This is a genomic window from Moritella sp., assembly GCF_013215705.1.
Lineage (GTDB): Bacteria > Pseudomonadota > Gammaproteobacteria > Enterobacterales > Moritellaceae > Moritella.
In genome coordinates this window covers 58430-75964 of the sequence record NZ_JABSQR010000022.1, presented here as the reverse complement: position 1 = coordinate 75964, position 17535 = coordinate 58430, and the positions used below count along the sequence as shown (strand labels likewise).

Sequence of the window (17535 nt, the reverse complement as noted above, 5' to 3'; positions counted from 1 at the left end):
CCTTAAATGATAGTCAGTTATCAGTAACTAACAGTTAAACAACTGTCATCTGTCCCGCATACAAAATAAATGTACGTAGCATTAACACACCAACAAGGCTGAGTGATGTAACTAACAATACAAACGCTTTGTTATGACGTGACTGTGCTGGCACAAAAAAGTTTAACGCTAATGGCATCAACATACCCGCACCAACCACGCCGTACCAGAACCATGATGCCCAAAAGCCACTACCAATCGCAGCCATCGCAGCCACTTCCTTCTGGCCACCACCAAAGATAAGGCCAGTAAAAAACGTGAGTAATACAAACAATTCAAACACCACCACCGGACGTTCAATACCGTGGATCCATTTAACGCAATTACTGTCGAATGATTCTTTAAACCCAATAATACCAAGCAGTAAACACGCCGCCGCACCCGATGACACACTAGAAAAGATAAATAACACGGGTAATACAGGGTTATTTAACATCGGATACGTTTTCAATGCCGATAATAAAAAACCAGTATAAGCCGCTAACATCATAGCGAGCAGTGCTAAAAGTAGCTCTAGTGCATTCTCAAATTTTGCGAGTTTATCTACAATTGGATTAACAAAGTCAAAGCGACCTTTGAATAACTTCTGCAGTAATACCGCTAATTCGTCTTTAAACATGATGGCGATCCAAGTAAATAAAATGACCATATAAACTTGGAATAAGATCACGCCCATCGACATAACCGAGGTTGGGTTAAAGAAGACTAAGATCTTCCAAAATGATAAGGGTTTGGTTAAATGAAAGATCAAGATGGTTAAACCAGTAATAATTCCGAGCGGTGCTAAAACAGCCGTCGCCTTAATAATGCCATTGGCTGACGCTTTACCATCAATAACCTTGCGCTTCAAATGAATCGAAATTAATACCATACCAGCCGACATCCCGGTTAAAAACAGGTATATCGCAATAAGCCAGTCCCACACCAAAGAATCAAACGTAAAAGCACTTACAATTGTATTCATCGTTTTATCTCCCCTTTTGTATCCGCTACTTTATACAGTTTTGGTTCGGTACCTAGTTCTACTTTCGAACGATAAACGGCATTACTGGCAATCACTTTGTTTATCTCACTCGTCGGATCGTTCAGATCACCAAAGGTCAATGCTTTAGTCGGACATGATTCAACACAAGCAGGTAATTTACCGGCTTTTAAATTAGTATCACGACAGAAATTACATTTATCTGCCGCTTTAGTTTCTGGATGGAAGAATCGCACTTTATACGGACAAGCCGCTAAGCAATAACCACAACCAACACACTTATCGCTATGAACATCGACAATGCCTGTTTTTAAATCAACATACGAAGCACCCGTCGGACAAACAGTTACACAAGGTGCATTATCACAGTGCTGACAAGAAACACGATTGAATGTGTAATCGACATCGGGATACTCCCCCATCGGCGCACTGCGTTCAATTTTTAAACGTGATACGCCTTCCGGTACATTGTTAACTTCACGGCAGGCATCTGTACAAGCTGTACAACCAATACAAGCCGTTTCATCAAAAACCATACCGTAACGTTTATCACCGTCTTCTTGCGTAGCAACTAATGATTTTTTGGCTTGCGCAATTTTAGAGACGCCAGTCGTAAAAATTATCGCACCAGCACCAATTAATAAATTTCGTCTAGAACAGGCCATGTCATTCTCCCTTATCTTCTTTTATCAAGTTAAAGTCTTTATGACAATCGACGCATTGCGCAATTTGTTCCTTACGTTCTAGCGCTTGCATACCTTCTTTTTCACCATCGGCATGGATCACATGGCAAGACGAACACGTTGCTTTCTTGGCATGTACATCGTGTATCCACGTTTTCTCTTGTAGCTTCTCTGATGTATGGCAAGCGGTACAATTATCCGTTGCGTTTAAGATAGCGTCAAAATCCAGCAAGTTTTTATGTGTGCCCATTTTAGATTGAGCGGCGAAAAATTTAGTGACTTGCGGGGCATCTTCGCGGTGGTTTGGACCAATAGTGTTATGGCATTCAACGCATTTAAGGTCTCTGCCTATTTCTGCTACAACTTTTTCACCATGTGTACCCTGGCGTGTTTCTTTCGAATCCTTATGACATTGTATACAAGCATAATCACTGTCGCGATTAAACGTCACTTCGTGTCGACTATCAGTGTTTGCATTAATGACCGAGCGATCTGGCGACTCTGCTGCAGCACTGAAATTAAAACCATAGATACATATGAAGAGCAGAAAGCTAATCGTTGTACGTATGGCTAATTTTACATTACCCATTTTGCATCCTTCTATGAGAATTATAAAAATGTATATTAATTAAAAATACATTTTAATTTTCGTTAGTTTAATTATTCAGATGAAAATTTAAAAATAAAACATTTCAACTTATAAATTATTCATTTATCTGAGTAACACTAATTCTAATTAAGAATAATTCTTATTTACAATGCCAGCCACAACGCTTAACGAATTCATTATATTTTAAAACTGTAAAATTAAAAACAAATAACCCTTACCTATAACGAGTTAATTCTATATTTGAGATATACATCAACAAACGCATAAGCCAATGTTTTAAAAAGATTAACACGCTATGTTGAAATGTAAGTAAATGTCAACGTGTGTCATTTACTGTATAGCCATCTCTTTGACCGTCTTTTTTTCGTACTTATTTGAGGATAATTAAAATACATTATTTATTATTTTAATTATCTTGATCGAGAACAACAAACAAGAGAGTAAACGTCTTTTTTTATTTATATACAAGTAGATTTGATATATTTTAAATAATGTAATTATATATTTTAAAAATAATTCTGACATGAAAAATTAAATTAAAATATATAAATACGTTTCCAACTCTTATTTATTGCCACTCTCACAACGCTTGGTCAACCTAAATAATTAATAATTGGAGACAACATGGCTAGTGTATATAAAACTCTAAAACCAGCCTCTGGCGTGGCAGTTCTGCTCGCTACATTATTGCTTGGTGTTAGCAGTAGTACTGTATTTGCTGCTGATCAAGTATCAGAAAAATTAGAACCACGAAATGAAAAATTCCAACAAGCACATCCGGATCAATACAAAACGTGGAAAGCGACCAGTGAAAGTAAAGAAATAGAAGATGCATTACAAGGTGATCCAAATATGGTCATCATGTGGGCGGGTTATGGATTTTCTAAAGACTATAATAAAGCCCGTGGTCATTTCTATGCCATTGATGACATTCGTAATACCTTACGTACAGGTGGACCAACTAATGCAAAGAATGGCCCTATGGTCATGTCTTGCTGGAGCTGTAAAAGCCCTGACGTAGCGCGCTTTATTGAACAAAATGGTGAAGATGCTTACTTTTCAGGTAAATGGGCTAAAGGTGGCGCTGAAGTGGTCAATGCCATTGGTTGTTCCGATTGTCATGATACCCGTAGCGACGCATTTAAAAATGGTGAACCCGCGCTGAAACTGACTCGTCCACACGTTGAACGAGCAATGGCCGCGATTAATAAGCCATTTGCAGAGCAAGGTCGCCTTGATCAACAAGCACAAGTTTGTGCGCAATGCCATGTAGAGTACTATTTCACAGGTCCAACAAAAGCCGTTAAATTCCCATGGGATAAAGGCACAACCGTTGACCAAATGGAAGAATACTATGACGAAATTGGTTTCAAAGATTGGACGCATGCAGTGTCTAAAACGCCAATGTTAAAAGCACAGCATCCAGGCTATGAAACATGGCGTGAAGGTATCCATGGTAAAAACAACGTAACGTGTGTTGATTGCCATATGCCGAAAGTAACGAATGAGGATGGTAAAGTATTTACCGACCATAAAGTAGGTAACCCATTTGATCGTTTCCAAGATACGTGTGCAAACTGTCATACCCAAAGTAAAGAAATGTTACAGGACGTTGTTAAAACACGTAAGCAGCAAGTGACTGAGATGAAACTCCTTGCCGAAAAGCAAATCATCGCAGCGCATTTCGAAGCAAAAGCAGCATGGGAAGCAGGGGCAACACAAGCTGAAATGGATGAAATCCAACTCAATATCCGTCATGCACAATGGCGCTGGGATTATGCGACTGCCTCTCATGGTATACATATGCATGCACCAGAAGTTGCCTTACGCGTATTAGGTACAGCGTTAGACCGTGCGACAGATGCACGAACTCAATTAATTCGCCTACTTGCTAAGAAAGGGATTACAGATCCAATCGAAATCCCTGATATCTCAACCAAAGCCTTAGCACAACAAGCATTGGGAATGGATATGGACAAGATGAAAAAAGAGAAAGCTGAATTCTTGAAAACACTTGTACCTAAATGGGAAGCTGAAGCAGAAAAACGTGAAGCGACTTATTAATTACTGAACACTGGTAATGATAAAAATGCCGACTTGATGTCGGCATTTTTTTTCTTAATAAATAATGAGATAACTGAATGACGAAAAGCCAAAGTGGTTATACCAATTGCGTTAAATAAGTGATCAACTATTTATCGTGATTGGTATTCATCGTTACTTAATAAATTGCTTCGCTTGATTAATAGAGTTAATAATAGCTACCCTATCTAACCCTTGCTGATCAGAGTCAAGCAACTGTACCCAAAGGTCGATAGCTTGTTGATAACGCACATTCATAAATTCATTTGACGCTAACATCATTAATGCCGTTTCATTATTGGGCTCGAGTGATAACGCTTGATTAAGTAGTGTTTTAACCTCTACCGTTAAATGCTGTCCACCCGCATAATATAATGCAGAAGCCTTTGCTGAATACAGCGTTGCCGTCGGACTAGGCGTTAACCTGGTTGAATAACCAAACACTAATACAGCATTATCATATTCGCCGTTATATAGGTAGGCATTGCCGAGTTGAAACCAAAGCTTGGCATTCTGCTTATCATCATAAAGCTTGTCTTGCAGCGTCAAAATACGCTTATCACTTATTTCAGACGCAGACAGTTGTTCGAAATAAACCGCTGATAGTAGCGCTTGTTGCGTCTCTATCCGCTGATAATCGTTCAATAAATAGTAACTAGCCACACTGCCAAAAATCAGAACTGAAGTGATAATTGGTGTCCATAAAGATTTACTCATAGTCAATTTCATCAGTTGATAATGATTTCGAACAGTTTAACAGATCTACCTATAAATACTTAGTTATTAAGCTCGCTTATAAATATCCACTATTTTTTCTGCAATTCTTTACTCAATAAACGTTGAGCCATACGTTCTGCAAAATTAACCGGATTAGTGAGGTCCATACGACTTAACAATTGCTGAATTTCTTTAGTTGGTTTTGTTGCCATGAGTCCTTGCAACATCAGCTTGAACTTACCCCTTCTCGACTGTCCTTTATTTTTCAATGACTTTAATGCCTTCATCAGTTTCAACTCAGCACGAGTAAAACTACTTCCGTGTGGGTACTCAGGGAATACACCATGTTGCTTATACTTGTTACAAAGACCGGTGATCGCCTCAGGTAAATTATGACAAAATGCGATGGGGATTTGGTAATTAGCAGCCACTTTACCAGCGTCTTTTGCTTGTTGAAGTAATTGAGACTGAAATCGAGAGTCAGCAATTTTAATTAACTCGGTATAAACAATGTGATCCGGTTTACTTCGTAGATCTGCAATACCATATTCAGTAATCACAATATCACGCAGCTGACGAGGAATAGTGTTATGCCCATAGTTGAACAATACGTTGGATTGAAGTTTACCATTTCGTACACAGGTACTGCGTAATTTAAGAATCGATCGGGCATCTTTAATTTGATGAGATTGAGCCACAAAATTATACTGACCACCTACACCACTAACCACTTGGCCATTTTCTAATCCATCGGAGATCACGGAACCATCAAGTGTCACCATCATTGCAGAATTAAGAAAGCGAGCTTCTTTACGTTGCATCGCTTTAATTTTTTGATCACCCAAGAAATGATCGTACAGATCATTCACATACTTCACACTTGTCATACAGAACTTAGCATGGTCTTCTTCAGTCATTGCATTCAGTGCTTTATAAAATGCCTTAGGGCCAATAAAGAAGGCGCCATGCATTACAATACCACCTTTAAGTTTGTCTCCGAGGCAATGCTGCTCAATCCACAAAAGTGCATCTGGTTGACTTAAATCTGCAATACAACTTTTGTCATTACTATACAAGGTGTTTTGATACAAAGTCACTGCCGGTTTAAATATCCCTAATTCTTGTAGGTAAGCAAGATCCTTCGTGGTTAGTTCGGTTGAAATTGCTTTATGCTGAAGTAATGTGGTGAGTGTATATATGTTTACATCAGTGGTTATCACTCTATCATTCAGTAAAGACTGTAATAAAACATCAGAAAATACTTGGCGTGTTAAGATCCCGCCTTGATACAAATGCATAAAACCATCTACCATTAATTCACTGCATCCGTATAAACCTTGGCTGAAAATACTTCTATCGCCGACTTTAGCCACGATAGGAAATTTTTCTTCAATTTTTAAATCATTGAAAATTTCATTATAACGTCCATTATTTTGGTGGCGGAGTAACAAGCTATAGCTTAGTGCACTACAAAGTGAACCGATGCCAAGCTGGAGTGTTCCACCGTCTTTAATCAAACTACTCGCATAAAATCCAATCATATGATCTGCGTTTGAAATAGCATCTTCAGGGGTAGCAAATAATGCATAGTCTTTTTCTTGGCTTTCTAAAATAAAATTAAATGTATTAGCACTGACTTCAGCATGATTACGCATAAATGGCATATTAGAATTAACTTCACCCACACAGACAAATTTTCTGCCTTCTGTAACCTTTAACTCTGCTAACACAGGAATCATATCTAATGCTAAATCTGAGTTACTGCAAAGGCTATATGTAGTGACGTCATCAACGTGTCGCTCCGCAACAACTTGTGCAACAACGTTAACCCCTTTATCTATTAAATCTCGAACAGCGTGGGTATAATTGGTACTTGTGTAATTGAGCTGCTGAGCGTGATTTATAAAACTACCCGCTTTAAAGAAGAATTCAAAAACAGTAATATTATCTGGTAACGTTTTATTTCGAATATCTTTCATATAATCAAGTTCTTGCACATCAGCAAAATGGCGACTGACAAATGGGGCAAGAAATTTATTTTCAAGCTCTGTTTTAGCGCGGGGAATTTCCAACGATATAGCAGTTTCAATTTGCAACGTGATACTTGGATCAGCCTTTGCGCGTTGATATAACGCGTTGCTAAACGTAATCGCTTTGCCAATTGCTATCGGCAGTCCCAAAACAATATGGTTTCCAACTTCGGCAAGTACGGCATCAACTAATTTCTCGACATCGTTTAACCTAACAGCTTCAGGTTTATCTGTAGCGTTAGTTGAATTTAAAACTTGCTGAGCTGATCGTGTTTTTGCTTCGACATCTAATACAGGCATTATCATATCCTTTTAATAATCGGTAACATCAGGCTTTTACAAAAATACTCAATTAGTGATATGTTAGATTCGATTAAACGTAACAGCAAGTCATTTTTAGAGGGCATACTCCATTTTCATTTTTAAAACAGTGATAACAGAATGTTAACCTTAAGTTAATAACCTTTCCGTGTTAATTAACATACATTTCAGGTGATATTGAGAGGAGTTGAGAGCAATTGATTGAATTATAGTAAAAAAAAAAGCGTTTATAAAAATAGCCTAAATAGTTAATTTAAATAAACTAATAGAACATCTCAACGCTGTAACATATTACATATATATAACTAACAAGTTAAAACGCGTTAAGCCACTCAGATCACATTGCTGGCCTGAATTAATCCACTTCGATTCGCTACCTGCTTTCTAAGCCTTATGATCAGAAACGCTGCTGTTACGGCAATCTTCCAGAGTATTTACCTTTTATTACGACGCTATCAAGAATAATCATATTGCGACACAGATAACAAACAACCCAAAACCACCTATAAATGGGTATTTAATATGTGTTAAATTGATACTTTCTGCGTTTTAACGAGAGTTTAAATGAAAGCAAACATACAACAACAGAAAGTCGATACGACGATAGTCCGAACTCACGCGTTACTGCATATGGCTAAATCAATGCACAGTGTTCGAGGAGCAAGTCCACAAGGTATTCACTATTTAGAACCCAGCATCGACCTTAGTGCTATTCGTCATAAACTCGATCAACTTGAAAGTCAGTACTACGTGATACGAAAAGATGACTTTAATAGTCAGCGTTACGTTAGCAACCAAGATAGCTTAGTTAAAACAGATGAAAATAAACACCATAATAATTTGCTGACACCAGCGACAAACAAGTACATCTGGCACTATAACGAAGCAATAGCCCTGCCTTTCATTCCCAATAAACTCGCTATTATTGGTGCTGGTATTAATGCCATCGAAATAGCGACTATCTATCAAGCCTTAGGCGCTGCTGTTGATATCTTTATTACTGGCGATGAAGTTTTTCCAGAGCTAGACAAAGACATCAACAAAACCTTTCAACGTTATGTAAAACGGCTTTTCAAAATAAAATCACAAGCAGAAATAACCGCCTTTAATTTTAGTGATGATCACGTTCAGTTATCTGTCACCAGTAAAGGTAAAGCATTGCCTGATACCGACTATGACGCGGTATTTGTTGCTAGTGATGACAAAGACTCACAGGACGATTTATTCACCCGGCCCTTCTTCGCCACTAGCTTCCCAACCGTTACCTGGTTAGGCTGGACAGAAAAGCAATTGGCTAGCAGTACGTTAAATTATAAGGTGATAAACATGCCGTGGCGCTCACTGGGTCGAGCAAACACAGATATAAACACCAATGGCTTAACGAAGCTGATCTTTAATACCGACAATCACGTCTTAATCGGTGGCGGCATGATAGGTAACAATGCCGATGAGATATTTGGTGAAGTTTGTTTAGCGATTCATAATAAGTTTACGGCAGACAATATCGCCCATACCGTACATGCGCATCCAACCTTGCATGAATCCATACTATTGGCTGCTGAAGTGTATCTTGGCACAGCGACTGATGTACTGAACCAAGAATAGACTTACTTAACTGCAACATTGGCGTTAATCAGTTCACACAAGATAACAAGCTTAGCGCTTAACGCCTGTGCTGCAGCTTGTTTGTTCGTCGTGTCCTTTGCATTTGCCACAATCGGCCAGCCAATATTTAACCTTAAGCAGTTGTGATAATACGCAAGCGTGGTAAATTCACTACCAGCACGAAAAGACACGCCTTGCTTTAATGCTTCACTCAGTACCGCTTGGCTATCCATATTATCAAGCTGTAACCAGATAACCATCCCCCCTTCCGCTACACTGATTTTAGTATTATCAGGCAACAATTCTCGTAATAAGCCATGATACTGTCGCGCATGGGACGCCAAAGTTGTAGTTAACTTCTTCAAGTGTTTCGCATATTGGCCAGTATTAATAAACTCGCAAACCGTATGCTGAACAATATTATTGACCCCAAAAAACTGCACATTACGTAGCTGTAAATAGTCATTAAAATAACGTCCTGGTTCACACCAGCCCAAACGATAACCCGCTGCAATCGTTTTCGAAACCGAGCTACACCACAATACCCAACCTGACTTATCCCAATATTTAATCGGTAAAGGTGTGGTATTGGAATAACTTAATTCCAAATAAATGTCATCTTCAATCACAGGGACTTGGTAGTATGCAGCCAGCTCAGCGATACGCTGCTTTTGTTTATTACTCAGGCAAAACCCTTGTGGATTAATATGATTGGCACTGAATAGACAGGCAGAAATACGCTTAGCTTTAAGCCGTTCTTCAAGTTGATCTAAATCGAGCTGAGCCTGATAACACGGAATCTCGATCACTAACCGGCCCATGTTCTCCAATAAATCCAGTAACCCGCTAAAGCAAGGAGATGACACGGCAATGGTATCTCCAGGATTCGTGGTGATCTCGATGGCACTGCGAACCGCATCAATACAGCCATTAGTGATCACTAAATTATCTGCTGTTAACGGAAAATGTCGGAGTGAAAAATGATTGGCCAAGGCGGTACGTAGCGCAATATCACCTTGATAATCGGGATAAGCAAACAGGTCTGCACCAGCTCGTTGAATTGCACGTCGTAAACAGCGACTCAAGGTTGCTTGCGGTAACAGATCAGCAGGCAACTGTGCGGTATAAAATGGACCACGCAAGCCTTGGTCGATGGATTGGCTGACTTTCGGCTTAGAAAGCTTCACGTTAAATTGAGGGTATACCGGCGTGCTTTGTTTATTCAGCGGCTGGGTAATAAAGTAACCTATCTGCGGTTTGGCATGTAACCAGCCTAAGTCGAGTAAACGCTGATAGCAATTATTGGCCGTAGTCATACTCACATCATGCAGCCGAGTAAACTGTCTTAACGACGGCATACGCTGGCCGATAAGTAATAAACCGTTATCAATGTCGTTAATAATAGTATCTGAAATTGTAATATACCGTGCTGCCATTCGTCCCGCCCTCAAAGCCAATTATCCATAAGAAGCTTAACTGTACTCTAAAAAATCACAAAAAGTGCATCTGTTTATTATTTATCAACACGACATACTAGTCAAACACTAAAACGACGGAGTATGATTATGCATAAAAAATTGATAGTAGCTATGAACGAAAAATCAATAATACCGACACACGGAAGATCAATATCACCAATTCACTTAATCATCATTGTCGCCATAACATGTCTATGGGGCTTTAACTTCTCTGTTATCAAGGCTGGTGTGGACAACATAGATCCCTTTATTTTAACAGGATTACGTTTCACCTTTGCCGCATTTCCTGCGATCTTGTTTGTGCGAAAACCAGATGTCCGCTGGTTTTATATAGTGCTTTATGGCATCACATTTGGTGTTGGGGTATGGGGTATGATGTCAATGTCTATTTATACAGGGTTATCTGCAGGCATCGCCAGCATCATCTTAGAATTTAGTGCCTTCATTAGTGTACTAATGGGAATGGTTTTTCTAAAAGAACGTATCAGTACAAGTCTTAAACTTGGTCTGCTCTTATCCCTACTTGGGCTGGTTTTCATTGCCAATATAACTGACGGCTCTGTTACCTTAGTAGGCTTTATATTTGCATTCATAGGTGCTATAGGCTTTAGCAGCATTAGCTTAATGGTTAAAAAATTGGCGATTAAAGATATGTTTGCTTTTGTGGCCTGGTCTTGTGTATTTGCACCACTACCGCTGTTTGCAATGGCATATTTAGTCAATGGGGTGAGTTTGTATAGCGAATTAACCACACTCAATTCAACCGCATTCGCCTCGGTACTGTTCCAGGCTTATCCAACCACATTATTAGGTTATTGGGTATGGAATAAAATGCTAACTAAATATCCGCTCAGCGTAATGAGTCCATTTAAACTATTAGTGCCTATCTTTGCATTAATGGGCTCTGTTATATTTTACGATGAACAATTAGAAATAAACAAGATAATTGCATTTTCATTGATTATGGCTGGCGTGCTAATACCATTGCTCGCACCGTTGCTCATGCGGTTAATCGAGCGGTTAACAGTGCCCTTAGTAGCATTAAAGCGGTTTATAAAGTCATAACCTCAACGATCAATCAGCGTTAACTGTGATAAATGTTGATTGATCACTGGTAACCGTACTATTTTTGATCGTAGTTTTAGCACCTTCGCAATACCCGCTATTACATTGCTGAGTACATGATTTAGTGCAATGGACGCGTTTGTTACAGCTCCACAAACATAGCTGCCAAACTTGCTGTTTCGATTCAGGGTCTAAACAGTTGAAATCCGCGGCACAAAGGTGACCCGCCTGAATCAACTCAGCTAACTTCCGAGTCGATATACTTAAATTAACCTTAGAAGACATGATTAAGTCCTTTATAAATGTACTGACACTCCATGTATTCATCATACCCGCTATTGAGAATGATTATCAATAGCATATACGGGTTTTATTGACACTAAATTACAAAGTGTTCAGGTAACGGACTAAAGTACGACTAAATCCAAGAGTCCATATACCAAGGTCGTAGACTATAAAAGTGCAACTATAACGATCATAGGTTATAAAGCTCAGGGTATAAAAATGGTGCCATGGCTAAAGTCAGCGCTTGGGTATAATTGCTTTCGCGTGTTACATGGCCATTGGTTAACAAGCCAGTCGCCCCGCCCTTATGCTTAATATTGACAGTTTTAAAAAGCTTATCCATCACAGGGCCTAACTCTTCACCATCGAGTAACGACTGATAAATAGGTGCAGGTAATGGTAACGCTGCGCTTCTGCCGACAGACTGCTGCTCTTTATTAGCAATGACCACGTATGCAAATGTAGCAGGACCATCGTCCAGCAGATCCACACCGCCTTCGATAGCAATATAAAAGTCAGCTTCAGCATTTTGTTGGCAATACTTAACACGATTAATCGCGCCGTCACGGGTTTCTGCTGCGTCCATTGGTTGGTCTGGTACATTAGAAGGAGCATCCACGCCTTCGCATTCCACATCATGATCAGGATACAAGGCGGCGATAACGCTACGTGAGGCGTTTACTTTTACTGGATTTTTAGACCCAACCACAACTTTAATTAATTTCTGTTCTATCATTTATAAATTAACTCTTCTTGATTGCCAGTAGTGGCTATTCCAATAGGGATTATCTAAACGCGATAAGATCACGCCAGTACCGCGCCAATCGCTATATTGTGATAATAACAGCCGCTGAGCATAAACAAGTTTGGCTGTTGGCGCATTAATTTTAGTGTTGTTCCCAGACTTTTTTATTGAACTATGCTGACTACAACCCGATATTATCACCATAGTGCAAAACAACCAACTTATAACTGCCAATCAAAATTATCACTCAAATGATTAAGATCTTAGCTTAATGAGTTACCGATGACATGACGCTATGCACTTAACACCAGCAAGTCAAATCGATATAGCTACAAGGTTTATAGCTATATCAGTTTAGTTATAAAATTAACAAATAACGTCATAAAATTGTGTTATTACACAACCTCAATTAAATTTAATATTACTTTCATGCTCTTAAAATAACATTTAACACCCTGTCACTATTTACAAGTCGTAAACAATAAACTAACATATACCCACATAGATATAGAAAAAAGACAAAATAGAGCTTAGTGTCTAAACACTCTATTTTATGGATTTACTACATAGGGATTAAATTACATGCAAGCACTCACGCTAGTTGATATGGGTTTCTTATATACAGAAACAGTTGCCAGTCCTAAACATGTAGCCGGATTACAGATTTTTTCTGTGCCAGAAGATTACCAGGGTAACTTTACCCGCGATCTGTTCGATTGCTTAATGTCACAAGATGAGGTCAAGGCACCTTTTAATTTAAAACTTAAAAAACAGCTGACAGGCCAATTTCACTGGCATGAAGATCATAATATTGATCTGTCTTATCACGTAAGATTTGCCATGCTGCCCCAACCAGGCAACGAAAGTCAGTTGCTTAATTTTGTTGAACACCAACATGAAAGTCTGCTTGATAGAAACAGACCGCTGTGGGAAATGATACTCATTGATGGGTTAGAAGATAACAAATTCGCTATTTATCTTAAGGCACACCATGCTTTCACTGACGGTGCAAAAGCCAACCAACTATTAATGTCATATTTAAGCCGTAATATAGATGGGGCAATGACCGCTTTTTGGAATGTTGAGCACGAGCAGAAAGAAAAAGAGCTTGATAGTATGCTCACTTCAATAACCAAAACATCGAAGAAACTATCAGATCAAATCAAATCAATTCCATCGCTGACTAAACTTACCACCAAGTTGCTTTTCCAAGCCGCGAATGTGTATAAAGCGGATATGCCGACACCGTTTATGGCGCCAAAAACACCATTTTCAGTCAGTCCAAAACGTGCCCGTCGCGCCGCTATTTCATCACTACCGTTAACACGCGTTAAACGTATTGGCAAAATGACAGGTGCAACGATCAATGATGTTGTCGTCACCATTTGTGATATGGCGATTCATAACTATCTTGAAAGTAAGAATTTTAAACTTAAAAAACCGCTTGTTGCCCAAATGCCCATGAGTTTAAGAGACGCTAACGATACAGTGACAAACAACCAAGTCGCAATCAGCTTAGTCGAATTAGCTTATAGTGGCGAATCACCGCTTGAACGTTTAATGACAATTAAAGATTCGTGTATCAAGTTAAAAAATGAAACTCGTTTACTGACCAAAGAAGCATTAACAAGTTATACAATGGCGAGCCAAGGTCTTGCTGTTGTTAGCGAATTCTTAAATTTAGATACCATATTACCTCCTATGGGTAACGTGCTTATTTCTAATGTGCCAGGTCCACAAGCGCCGTTATATATGATGGGTGCGAAAATGGAACAATGCTTCCCTATTTCGGTATTACCACCGGGGATGTCATTAAACATAACGTTATATAGCTACAACGGAACAATCAATGTTGGTCTCGTATCATGCCGCTCTGCACTGCCTGATTTAACTGAGCTTGCTGCTTATGTGACTAATGCGTTTGTTGAATTAGAAAATGAGGTACTTACAAGTGCTGTTTCCTCAGTATCAGAACAAATTTCACTATTAACAAAGCCTAGTGAGAACTCTGATATTAAACAAGAAACCTTAACTATTATCGAGCAGATATTGGCTGAAACTAACACCGATATCAGTGCTGAGAATACCGCTGTAGTAGTAGTAGAAGCAACAACTTAACATGGTGGAGTAAATCCAACAGTATCAGATCCAGCTTAGGAAAAAATGATGAAAACACGTGATAGGATATTACAGTGTAGTTTAGAAATGTTCAGCCAGTACGGACACGTCAAAGTATCAACGGTTGAAATTGCGAATGCTTTAGAAATAAGCCCAGGTAATTTGTATTATCATTTTAATGGTAAAGATCAGTTATTAACTGAGCTGTTTTATGAATACGAAGCGGCCATTAATAAGTTAATGTCATTCTATGAAGATGATGTGCAAGCGTTTGAAGACTACTGGGCATATCTAAATGTATACGTTGGTTTAATTCAACAATATTCATTCTTCTATCGCGACATGAAAGTTATCTTTGATGGAAATAAGTTATTGAAACGTCGTTTTATGCGCTTGGTCCATAACCATCATAGTTTTTTCTTGAAGATGCTTACGTCGTTAAACGAGAACAGTGAAATCAAAATGACAGAGGCACAGCAAAGCTCGATGGCTGATACTATATGCTTGATTGCCACAAATTCACTGGATACACAATTAGCTGAAGAAGATTACGATCTAAAAGTAATAACTCAGCGTATCGTCTTGCGTATTATCATGTTAGTAGAACCTTATTTTTCTAATAAATCAAAAGAAAAATACCTACATGAAGTAGAGCTGAATCCAGTTGAAGCAACGAGCCTGTTTAGTTAGTTAGTTAAAAATATTGATTTATCGTTTATAATTAAATATTAAAAACCTAGTGACTATCAAGTTACTAGGTTTTTTTCGTCAGCAGCTGGTTGCTTTATCAACAGTGTATACTCTGTAACGTCCCCCTCCCAGGAAACCACAACGCTTACCAGAACTAAAACTTAAACACTTGATTATTAAATAAATAACAATTTAACTTACACATATTCAACATCGCAACCTGATGATTTATCATTTAACTTATAATACTATTTTCTTAAGCCCACCATCAGTTAATTTAACGCAAATAGAAACATAAAACACTATATAACCCCACAAAAACCCGACAATTAAAAATAACAGGTAAAATAACATAACCAACTGATTTAATAACGGTTAACATCATTGTCACACCTATTCATTCTTGTTATCATTATTTGAATTAGAGTAAAAACTCCTATTTAAATATGTATTTTTTACCCTCATAAATTCATTCAGCAAGGACGTTTCAATGAAAAAATCGATATTAAAAACCAGCATATTAATAACAGCTCTATCCTTAAGTGGTTGCAATGTCACTTTCATTACTCCTGACTGGATCCAATTTTATGACAACAGTAAAACAGAAGCACCAACGGTAGAATGGTTATCTGCGCAAGCCATAGATAATGCGGGGAATATACTGCTGGCAGGAGAAACAATCAAAACAGGTACCGACAGAACTCAAAATATACTGTTAGTAAAATACAACGCATCTGGCGACACCCTATGGACAGTTGAACATGATGTTACCTATGGATTATCACGTAGTGATGAAAATATTACGGCCATGGTTATTGATGATGTAGACAATATTTATGTCACCGCAACTGCCTATCTACAAAACCATGACCAAGGACCTCGTGCTTCATTACTTGCTAAATTTTCTAGCGACGGCAACATCATTTGGCAACATATAATCAGCGATGAAAATGACGTGAGAGACCTTGAGCTTAAAAATAATAAACTCTATGTAACTGGGCTTAGTACTCAAGTTTATAACACTAACGGTGAACAGCTGTTAAATATTGAGCACCCAGACCAACAAGCTTGGGATATTGAGCTAGATACAAATGATAATATGTATGTTTCTGGTCGTAACGGCATCAGTAAATACAATGCAATAGGTCAATTAGAATGGACCCAAGCACAAACTGAAGACACATTTGCAGAAGCTGCAACCACAGTTTTAGCTGACGGTTCTGTTATTTCTATCATTTTGACCAAAGATCGTAATCTACAAATTCAAGCAATCGATGCTAACGGCCAATTATTATGGCGTAATAACGTATATGGTAACCACGACAGTTATGCACTGCCCGGTCCCGTGATTATTCAACAGAATGTACAAGAAGAATTATTTATTGCATTCTCGGATGCTTCAAATAGAGAGCTAATTAAAATGCAAACCAACGGGGATGTCATTTGGCATTCAAGTAGTCAACAAGGTGAAATCAGTGCGATCAGCCTTGGCGATGACGGCAGCGTATTCGTCGTCGGTAATGGTAATAATGAAAAATATAATGCGGATGGTGTATTAATTGCGATAGCAAGTACCGGATACGAAGTACAACAACGAACAGGAAAAATCGTCCGTAAAGGTAACGACGTGTATGTTGGTTACAGTACTTTTATTAATAACAACTTTGATTTCTATCTTGCTAAATATACTGACAGGTAATATCTGAAAATCAGTGTCGTAGACAAATAGTCAGGGGTGGCAGCAAATGCCAAGCCATCGCTGACAAAAGGACGCGATAAAAAAACTACAGCGGCATCAATAATCGATCTTATTCAATCTTTGATATTTTATCTACCACTACTAATGCAATCATAACGACGACAAACATCAATCCAACATCGAACCAACGTCCATTAACTATATCATTGACAAAAATAAAACTAAAAACAATACCAACGCCTTGTAAGCAGGTATAAACAGATCGCTTATCTTCCATAGTGATATCCTATAAATCCACCACACATGATGTTCATTGATGATAAAAGTAATACACTTATTATAGTTGATAAGCCTTGTTAAGGCTGAAACATCAGCCCAACTTGGTT

General features: G+C 38.5%; 15 protein-coding genes. 6 read left to right on the top strand and 9 right to left on the bottom strand.

Features of this window, described 5'->3' with window-relative positions; genetic code table 11:
* Positions 1 to 34: 34 nt before the first annotated feature.
* Genes nrfD through nrfB form a run of 3 tightly spaced genes read right to left on the bottom strand, consistent with a single transcriptional unit; the run spans position 35 to position 2293 of the window.
* The gene (gene nrfD / locus HRT96_RS15050) at positions 35 to 1003 is read right to left on the bottom strand and encodes a cytochrome c nitrite reductase subunit NrfD (RefSeq protein WP_293158383.1); all 969 of its coding nucleotides are present in this window, start codon (positions 1001 to 1003) and stop codon (positions 35 to 37) included.
* Positions 1000 to 1686 carry a cytochrome c nitrite reductase Fe-S protein gene (nrfC, locus tag HRT96_RS15045; RefSeq protein ID WP_293158380.1) on the bottom strand — a complete coding sequence of 229 codons (687 nt, stop codon included), beginning with the start codon at positions 1684 to 1686 and terminating at the stop codon, positions 1000 to 1002. Before nrfC ends, nrfD begins: the two co-directional genes overlap by 4 nt.
* A gap of 1 nt (position 1687) precedes the next feature.
* A complete protein-coding gene (gene nrfB / locus HRT96_RS15040; RefSeq protein ID WP_293158377.1) occupies positions 1688 to 2293 on the bottom strand; it encodes a cytochrome c nitrite reductase pentaheme subunit in 606 nt (201 codons plus the stop codon).
* A gap of 645 nt (positions 2294 to 2938) precedes the next feature.
* Between nrfB and nrfA the strand changes: the two genes are divergently transcribed.
* Positions 2939 to 4378 (top strand): ammonia-forming nitrite reductase cytochrome c552 subunit, encoded by a 1440-nt coding sequence (nrfA, locus tag HRT96_RS15035; RefSeq protein WP_293158374.1) that lies wholly within the window; start codon positions 2939 to 2941, stop codon positions 4376 to 4378.
* 153 nt (positions 4379 to 4531) lie between these two features.
* On the opposite strand, the gene HRT96_RS15030 is transcribed toward nrfA, so the two are convergent.
* Entirely contained in the window at positions 4532 to 5113 is a 582-nt protein-coding gene (locus tag HRT96_RS15030; protein WP_293158371.1) for a nitrite reductase, read from the bottom strand.
* Between the two features lie 89 nt (positions 5114 to 5202).
* A complete protein-coding gene (locus tag HRT96_RS15025; RefSeq protein WP_293158368.1) occupies positions 5203 to 7443 on the bottom strand; it encodes an acetyl-CoA hydrolase/transferase C-terminal domain-containing protein in 2241 nt (746 codons plus the stop codon).
* Positions 7444 to 8028: 585 nt separating this feature from the next.
* Between HRT96_RS15025 and HRT96_RS15020 the strand changes: the two genes are divergently transcribed.
* A complete protein-coding gene (locus HRT96_RS15020) occupies positions 8029 to 9069 on the top strand; it encodes an FAD-dependent oxidoreductase (RefSeq protein WP_293158365.1) in 1041 nt (346 codons plus the stop codon).
* A 2-nt stretch (positions 9070 to 9071) separates the two neighbouring features.
* Here HRT96_RS15020 and HRT96_RS15015 read toward each other — a convergent pair whose 3' ends face one another.
* Positions 9072 to 10505 (bottom strand): PLP-dependent aminotransferase family protein, encoded by a 1434-nt coding sequence (locus tag HRT96_RS15015; protein ID WP_293158362.1) that lies wholly within the window; start codon positions 10503 to 10505, stop codon positions 9072 to 9074.
* A gap of 129 nt (positions 10506 to 10634) precedes the next feature.
* Here HRT96_RS15015 and HRT96_RS15010 point away from each other — a divergent pair, with 129 nt between their 5' ends.
* Positions 10635 to 11612, top strand: a complete 978-nt coding sequence (locus HRT96_RS15010; protein WP_293158359.1) for an EamA family transporter — start codon at positions 10635 to 10637, stop codon at positions 11610 to 11612.
* A gap of 9 nt (positions 11613 to 11621) precedes the next feature.
* Here HRT96_RS15010 and HRT96_RS15005 read toward each other — a convergent pair whose 3' ends face one another.
* Both HRT96_RS15005 and yjjX read right to left on the bottom strand, forming a co-directional pair.
* Positions 11622 to 11897: a hypothetical protein gene (locus HRT96_RS15005; protein ID WP_293158356.1), complete on the bottom strand. Its 276-nt coding sequence runs from the start codon at positions 11895 to 11897 to the stop codon at positions 11622 to 11624.
* A 190-nt stretch (positions 11898 to 12087) separates the two neighbouring features.
* Complete coding sequence (gene yjjX, locus HRT96_RS15000; RefSeq protein ID WP_293158421.1) at positions 12088 to 12630, bottom strand: inosine/xanthosine triphosphatase; 543 nt, start codon at positions 12628 to 12630, stop codon at positions 12088 to 12090.
* 594 nt (positions 12631 to 13224) lie between these two features.
* On the opposite strand from yjjX, the gene HRT96_RS14995 reads away from it, so the two are divergent.
* The 3 genes from HRT96_RS14995 to HRT96_RS14985 all read left to right on the top strand — a co-directional run bounded on the left by HRT96_RS14995 (position 13225) and on the right by HRT96_RS14985 (position 17149).
* Positions 13225 to 14760, top strand: coding sequence for a wax ester/triacylglycerol synthase family O-acyltransferase (locus tag HRT96_RS14995; protein ID WP_293158353.1), 1536 nt, complete (start codon positions 13225 to 13227; stop codon positions 14758 to 14760).
* A gap of 45 nt (positions 14761 to 14805) precedes the next feature.
* Positions 14806 to 15450: a TetR/AcrR family transcriptional regulator gene (locus tag HRT96_RS14990; RefSeq protein WP_293158350.1), complete on the top strand. Its 645-nt coding sequence runs from the start codon at positions 14806 to 14808 to the stop codon at positions 15448 to 15450.
* A gap of 490 nt (positions 15451 to 15940) precedes the next feature.
* The gene (locus tag HRT96_RS14985; protein WP_293158347.1) at positions 15941 to 17149 is read left to right on the top strand and encodes a hypothetical protein; all 1209 of its coding nucleotides are present in this window, start codon (positions 15941 to 15943) and stop codon (positions 17147 to 17149) included.
* A 109-nt stretch (positions 17150 to 17258) separates the two neighbouring features.
* Here HRT96_RS14985 and HRT96_RS14980 read toward each other — a convergent pair whose 3' ends face one another.
* Entirely contained in the window at positions 17259 to 17426 is a 168-nt protein-coding gene (locus HRT96_RS14980; RefSeq protein WP_293158344.1) for a hypothetical protein, read from the bottom strand.
* Between the last annotated feature and the right edge of the window lie 109 nt (positions 17427 to 17535).